Source organism: Halopseudomonas sp., from assembly GCF_041579695.1.
Lineage (GTDB): Bacteria > Pseudomonadota > Gammaproteobacteria > Pseudomonadales > Pseudomonadaceae > Halopseudomonas.
This window is the reverse complement of the sequence record NZ_JBFGFI010000114.1, coordinates 1-6,737: the sequence shown is the minus strand read 5'-3', so window position 1 is coordinate 6,737 and position 6,737 is coordinate 1. Positions and strand designations below refer to the sequence as shown.

Here is a 6,737-nt window from a genome sequence, read left to right as displayed (position 1 = left end):
CCGACCCGCTTCCAGGGAGCCGGTATAGGCGTCATGAGCTTCTTCAAGATTGCCCTGGAACTGGGCCAGTCGGCTGTTGAGCTGCTTTAGATAGAGTTCGAAATCCTGCTGGCGGTTGTGTTGTGCGCCCAGCACCAACAATCCCAGCTCATCCAGTGCCGCGGCGAGTTCGTACCAGTTCAGGCCGCCGGCAATGCGTTCGCGAAGCTGTTCGGCTTGCAGGCGCTGATTGTCGAGCACCTGCAGTTCCGAAAGCAGGTTGATCAGGATAGTTTCAATATGTGCGGACGTCTGGGAGTAATGCTGCTCCTCGCCTGCCAGATTGCCCACCACGGCGCTGTTGGCGGTGTCGCTCTGGAGCTCCTCGGCCACTTCCCCGTTCTCGGACTGATCGGTGGGCGGAGCTTCGGCAACGGTGAATGCTGGCTCCGGAAGCTCTGGCGTCAGCGGCTCGCCGGCATCAACTGGTTCTGTGGTCGGTCCGGCGGCAGCAGAGCTGCCAGAGCCGAACAGGCGAGCCAGCAGACCCGGTGACTCAGCACCGGGGCCGGCACTGAGTACGCGCTCCTGCGCGTCAACTATATCGGAGAGGAGAATCTGTATGCTTGAGGCATACTCGATAGGTGATTCAAGGCGCCGCGCGAGCTCCTTGAGCGAGCTATCGATGGCGCCCGTCAGCTTGCGTTGCTGTAGCTGCTTGACCAGCGCGCGCAGCGAAGAGGCAATCTGCAGCATGCGTTCTTCACGGGCGCTGTCGGCCGCGAGTACCGCACGCTCAAGCTCGGGCATCAGTTCAGTCAGCAACTGGGGCGGAGCATTATTGCGCAGCGCGTTGCGCAGGTCTTTCAATCGCTTGTCGAGCAATGGATCGAGCCCGTCCGCGGCAATACTCACGCGCACCAGGCCCCGTTTGAGCAGCTCCTGCTGGTCCGAGGATTCGTCTGGCGTATTGGTCTCTGCGCTGCCGGTCGACCGGGAGTTGTTACGGGTGTCGATCATGAGTGCTCCTGCACACGGGGTCCCGGAAGATTATATGCAAACCGGGTCCTCTGACCAGAACCTGTTCGGGTCAGCTGCCAGTCGGTTTGCAGGTGGCCGTGCATAGTCCTGGTGGCAGTCGTATGTGCATGGCCACCGGCAGATGGTCGGAGATGGGCTGGGCGAGTACCTCTACCTTTTCGATACTGAGGCTTGGGCTGATCAATATATGATCCAGCACCCGGGCAGGTTTCCAGCTCGGGTAAGTGCCGGGCAGCGTCGCAGTATGCAGCTTGCTGCCCTTGAGCGGCGAGTGTTCGAGCAGGTCTTCGGCGTGAGTATTCATGTCGCCCATGAGCACGACGTGCTCATGGTCGGCGATGCGTTCACGGATGTAGGCGAGCTGATTGGCCCGCACACGCGTGCTGAGCGCCAGGTGCATGTTCACTAGCAGAAGAGAGTTGCGGCCCTCGCCGAAGCTGGTCAGGATCGCTCCGCGACCGGGCAGGATTCCGGGCAGTTTGTGATCTTCGAGATAGTCCGGGGCAAACCGGCTGAGCAACCCGTTGGAATGCTGAGCGAAACGACCCAGGTTGCGGTTGAGCTGCTGGTACCAGAACGGGAACTGACCCTCGCGGGCCAGATGCTCGACCTGATTGACGTAGCCCGAGCGCATGCTACCGCCATCGACCTCCTGCAGGGCCACCACATCGAAGTCACTCAGTACCCGGCCAATCTGCCCCAGAATGTTGTGCCGACCGGTCGCCGGCAGCAGGTGCTGCCAGCTGCGGGTCAGGTAGTGATGATACTTCTGGGTATTGATGCCGACCTGGATATTGAAGCTCAGCAGCCTGAGGATCTCCGGCAGAGCTTCCTTATGGACAGGGCACAGTTCGTTGATCTGCAGGTTTCCCGGCAGCATCTGGCCATGCAGTGAGCGTCTGCGCGGAGGCATCGTTGCGGAGGTTGCCATGGGCTTGCCTCAGAGAGCCTGACGCTCGCGGGCGACGAGGAAGTCTGCTACTTCGAGCATGCTTTCGAAACCGCCGACCATGCCCCCTTCAATGCGGTACTTGCCGTTGACGATCAGCGTCGGCACGCCGGTCGCGCGGTAGGCCTTGGCCAGGCGACCCGCTTCGGCCAGCTTGCTGCGCACGCCGAAAGAGGACCACGCCTTTTCGAACTGCTCTTCGCTGATGCCGTAGGGCTCGAGGAACTCGACCATCTCCGCCTCGTTGGCCAGTTGCTTCTTCTCGATATGGATCGCGTTGAAAATGGCCTCGTGGGTCTCCTCCAGCTTGCCCAGGCTCTGCACTGTGTAAAACAGTTGTGCGTGGGTATTCCAGACGCCGCCAAACAGCGCGGGCACTTCCCGGAAACTGACATCCTCGGCCAGATCCTTCTTCCACTCCTCGAGTACTGGCTCGAACTGGAAGCAGTGGCCGCAGCCGTACCAGAACAGTTCGGCCACTTCGATCTTCGCGGGATCCTGGGTGGGAGCTGGTGTGGCCAGCTCGATATAATGTTCCCCGGCCTTGAAGTTTGCCGGCGGAGTTGCTTCCTGAGCCTGAAGCGCGGCAGAACTGCCCAATAACCAAAGCAATGTCGCGGTGATCAATACGCGCATGTTTTCTTCCCTTGAGTTGTATTGTGGAGCCGATGTCTGTGGGAGCCACCGGCCTGGATAAAATTCACTGACCGGCCATTTGCCGTCATCTGCGCAGTCATAATGGTTCCGAAGAGTCGTTCAGTCCAGCATGCCGCAGAACAGATCAGCCAACAACAAAAAGGGTGACCTGAGTCACCCTTTAATTGAAGCCTGCTACATGCCTGGCAACACTAATTGCCTAGCGCAGACCCTGAATATAGTTGGAAACCGCTTCGATATCACGGTTGCTCAGGCGACCGGCGATCGTACGCATGATCATGGCTTCGCCATCGTTGTCACGCACGCCCTCGCGGAAGTTGGTCAGCTGCTTTGCGGTGTAAGCGGCATGCTGACCGGCCAGGCGCGGATAACCCGCAGGGTCATTACCCTTGCCGGTTGGCGAGTGACAGCCAGTGCAGGCGGGCAGGCCGGTGGCCAGATCGCCGCCACGGTAGATTTCTTCACCGCGAGCAGCCAGTTCAGCGTCGGCAACGCCCATGGCAGGTACCTGAGCATCGTAGAATGCGGCAATGTCGCGCAGATCCTGATCGTTCAACGGATCTAGGATGCCGGTCATTTCCACGACCACACGGCGACCTTCCTTGATGTCCAGCAGCTGCTTGTACAGGTACTTGTCACCCAGAGCCGCGAGCTTGGGGAAACTGGGCATGGCACTGTTGCCATCGGCGCCGTGGCATGCGGCGCACGTGGCGACCTTGTCTGCACCGGCTTCAGCGTCACCCTGTACTGCATGGACCGAACCGGCCATACCGAGGGATAACACCAGACTAACGAGTAATTTATTCATCGGCTAATCCAATTACGGCTGAAAGAGGGGCCTGGTCTGTCCTTCCGGTGTCATCACCGTGTTATATAGGGCAGCCTGCCTCGTTTATCCCGAACCTGACAACTGAACAACGCAGTCCGGACTGATGGCCCATGCTATCTGTCGCCTCGAAGGGACGCAACGTCCAGAATGTCGCAGTAAGCTTTCGCGATATAAAACCGCAGCAGTATATACTAAGGTGATGGCCAAGGTGAATGTCATCGGCCACTCGACAGCAGCATAACGGATCTCCCCATGCCTTCAGCAACACCCCTCGTTTCCCTTTGCCAGCAAGCCACCTTCATCAAGAGTGCCAGTCAGGTGGAGCAGTGCCCACTCGACCGCGGCTATGAGGTTGCTTTCGCCGGTCGCTCCAACGCCGGCAAATCCAGTGCGCTCAACACGCTCACCCATGCGCGGCTGGCGCGTACCTCAAAGACCCCGGGTCGCACGCAGCTGATCAATTTCTTTGGTCTTGACGAGCAGCGTCGGCTGGTGGATCTGCCCGGCTATGGTTATGCCAAGGTGCCGCTGGCGCTGAAAGAACATTGGAAGGAGCACCTGGATGCCTACCTGACCGGGCGCCAGTCATTGGTCGGGCTGGTACTGGTGATGGATATCCGGCACCCGCTGTCGGATTTTGACCGGATGATGCTCGAATGGAGCGACGTAACCGGCCTGCCCGCGCATATTCTGCTCAGTAAGGCTGACAAGCTTGCCTATGGCGCGGCGAAGAACGTGCTGCTCAAGGTGCAGACGATTGTGCGCAAGGAATACGGTAACCGTGCGACCGTGCAGTTGTTTTCAGCGCCCAAGCGCCAGGGGCTGGAGGAGGCGTACGAGGTGCTGGAAACCTGGCTGTTCAACGAAGATGATGAAGACGAGCAAAACGCCGAGCTGGATGAGAGCCAGGAGTGACTCGCGGGCAATAAACCGCAGGCAAAAAAAACCCCGGACCTCATATGGGGAGGGAAGATCCGGGGTTCAAGGATCGGGCTGTGCTAGGAAAGGGCTGCCCGATATTCTGCCAACACTAAATCACATCTAGATGAAAGGCTTGACTGGCCATTCACTGAATCTGACCGGGCCTACCGTGGTTTAGTTCCAGAGCGTTTCGGGAAAATCGAATTTATTTTCGCTCAGTGTGCCTCGTCCCAGTTTTCGCCTACGCCAACGTCGACCACCAGCGGAACATCCAGCGTTGCTGCGCTGGCCATATGCTGTTTCAATCCGGCACTGACCTGCTCAATCAGATCCTCTCTTACTTCCAGAACCAGTTCGTCGTGCACTTGCATGACCACCCGTGCATCGAGTCCGGTCTCCGCCAGCCAGTTGTCCACTGTCACCATAGCGCGCTTGATGATGTCCGCGGCGGTGCCCTGCATCGGGGCATTGATCGCAGTGCGTTCGGCGCCCTTGCGCATGGCCGGGTTCTTGGCGTGAATTTCGGGCAAGTACAGCCTGCGGCCGAACAGGGTTTCTACATAGCCCTGCTCGCCGGCCTGCGCGCGGGTACGCTCCATGTACGCGAGCACACCGGGATAGCGGCTGAAATAGCGGTCGATATAATCCTGCGCCTGCTTGCGGCCGACATCGATCTGTTTGGCCAGGCCGAAAGCGCTCATGCCGTAGATCAGGCCGAAGTTGATCGCCTTGGCGCTGCGTCTCTGCTCGGCCGAAACAGCCTCGAGTTCGACGCCGAATACTTCTGCGGCAGTAGCCTTGTGCACATCGAGGCCATGGCGGAAGGCATGCAGCAGTCCGGCATCCTTGGCCAGGTGGGCCATGATGCGCAGCTCGATCTGCGAGTAGTCGGCCGCCATCAGCTTATAACCCTTGGGTGCGATGAAGGCCTGCCGGATACGCCGGCCTTCGGCACTGCGGATCGGAATATTCTGCAGATTCGGATCCGACGAGGAGAGCCGGCCGGTGGCGGTGACGGCCTGGTGGTAGCTGGTATGAATACGACCGGTGCGGGGGTTGATCTGCTCCGGCAGACGGTCGGTATAGGTGCTCTTGAGCTTGCTCACGGTGCGGTACTGCATGATCACCTGGGGTAGCGGATAACCCTGCTCGGCCAGCTCGGCCAATACTGCCTCGGCGGTCGAAGCCTGACCCTTGGCGGTTTTGGAGATGACCGGTATCGCCTGTTTTTCATACAGGATGACGCCGAGCTGCTTGGGTGAGCCCAGGTTGAATTCCTCGCCGGCAAGTTCGAACGCCTGACGTTCGAGCGCGACCATCTTCTCGCCCAGCTCGCGACTCTGGATGCCCAGCAGTTGCGCATCGACCAGCGTGCCGTAGCGCTCGATGCCGGCCAGTACTGGCACCAGCGGCATTTCAATATCCTGCAGGACACTGGCCAGCGAAGGCTGCTCGGTCAGTTTGGCCCAGAGCGTCTGATGCAGGCGCAGCGTCACATCGGCATCTTCGGCAGCGTAGGGGCCGGCCTGCTCCAGTGCGATCTGGTCGAAGGTCAGCTGCTTGGCGCCCTTACCGGCAATGTCCTGGAAACGGATGGTGCCGTGGCTCAGGTATTTGAGCGCCAAGCTGTCCATGTCGTGACGGGTCGCGGTGGAGTCCAGCACATAGGACTCAAGCATGGTGTCGAAGGCGACGCCACGCACGCAGATGTCATAGTGGGCCAGCACGTTGATGTCGTACTTGGCATGCTGCGCGATCTTGCGCTTGTCAGGGTCTTCGAGCAGCGGTTTGAGCGCGGCCAGCACCCGGTCGCGGTCGAGCTGCTCGGGTACGCCCATGTAGCTGTGGCGCAGGGGGATGTAGGCCGCTTCGTGGGGATTGACCGCGAGGGAGATGCCCACCAGCTGGGCCAGCTGGGCATGGATGCTGGTGGTTTCGGTATCGAAGGCGAACAGTTGTGCGGCTTTGAGCTTGTCCAGCCAGCGTTCGAAATCTTTCCAGGCGAGGATGGTTTCATAGTGCGGCTCGACCTGTTCCGCCTGCCCCGGCACTTCCCGTGCGACACCGGCGGCCTTGTCTTCACGCAGCAGGTCGTCCAGCCAGTTCTTGAACTCCAGTTCCCGGTACAGCTCGATCAGCGCCTGCCGATTGGGCTCGCCGGGCATCAGCGCGTCGGCGCGCAGTTCCAGCTCGACGTCCACCTTGATGGTTGCCAGCTGATAGGAGAGGTAGGCCATCTCCTTGTGCTCCAGCAATTTCTCCGGCAGCTTCTTGGCGCCGCGGATCGGCAGTTCGGGCACCTTGTCGAGATTGGCGTAGATCAGATCCAGGCCGCCACCAATGCCCGCGACCAGACCCACT

General features: G+C 59.9%; 5 protein-coding genes and 1 pseudogene. 1 reads left to right on the top strand and 5 read right to left on the bottom strand.

Features of this window, described 5'->3' with window-relative positions:
• From ABYA88_RS14735 to ABYA88_RS14720, 4 genes and pseudogenes are all read right to left on the bottom strand, one after another.
• Window positions 1–999, bottom strand: a pseudogene (locus ABYA88_RS14735) (hypothetical protein); the annotation flags it as partial.
• Window positions 1,000–1,069: 70 nt separating this feature from the next.
• Entirely contained in the window at window positions 1,070–1,900 is an 831-nt protein-coding gene (locus ABYA88_RS14730) for an endonuclease/exonuclease/phosphatase family protein (RefSeq protein ID WP_373188151.1), read from the bottom strand.
• Window positions 1,901–1,960: 60 nt separating this feature from the next.
• Window positions 1,961–2,605, bottom strand: a complete 645-nt coding sequence (locus ABYA88_RS14725; protein WP_373188150.1) for a thiol:disulfide interchange protein DsbA/DsbL — start codon at window positions 2,603–2,605, stop codon at window positions 1,961–1,963.
• A 220-nt stretch (window positions 2,606–2,825) separates the two neighbouring features.
• A complete protein-coding gene (locus tag ABYA88_RS14720) occupies window positions 2,826–3,434 on the bottom strand; it encodes a cytochrome c (RefSeq protein WP_373188149.1) in 609 nt (202 codons plus the stop codon).
• Window positions 3,435–3,707: 273 nt separating this feature from the next.
• Between ABYA88_RS14720 and yihA the strand changes: the two genes are divergently transcribed.
• Window positions 3,708–4,370, top strand: coding sequence for a ribosome biogenesis GTP-binding protein YihA/YsxC (yihA, locus tag ABYA88_RS14715; RefSeq protein WP_373188148.1), 663 nt, complete (start codon window positions 3,708–3,710; stop codon window positions 4,368–4,370).
• 221 nt (window positions 4,371–4,591) lie between these two features.
• Here yihA and polA read toward each other — a convergent pair.
• On the bottom strand, window positions 4,592–6,737 hold a 2,146-nt coding region (gene polA, locus ABYA88_RS14710; RefSeq protein ID WP_373188147.1), incomplete at its 5' end, for a DNA polymerase I.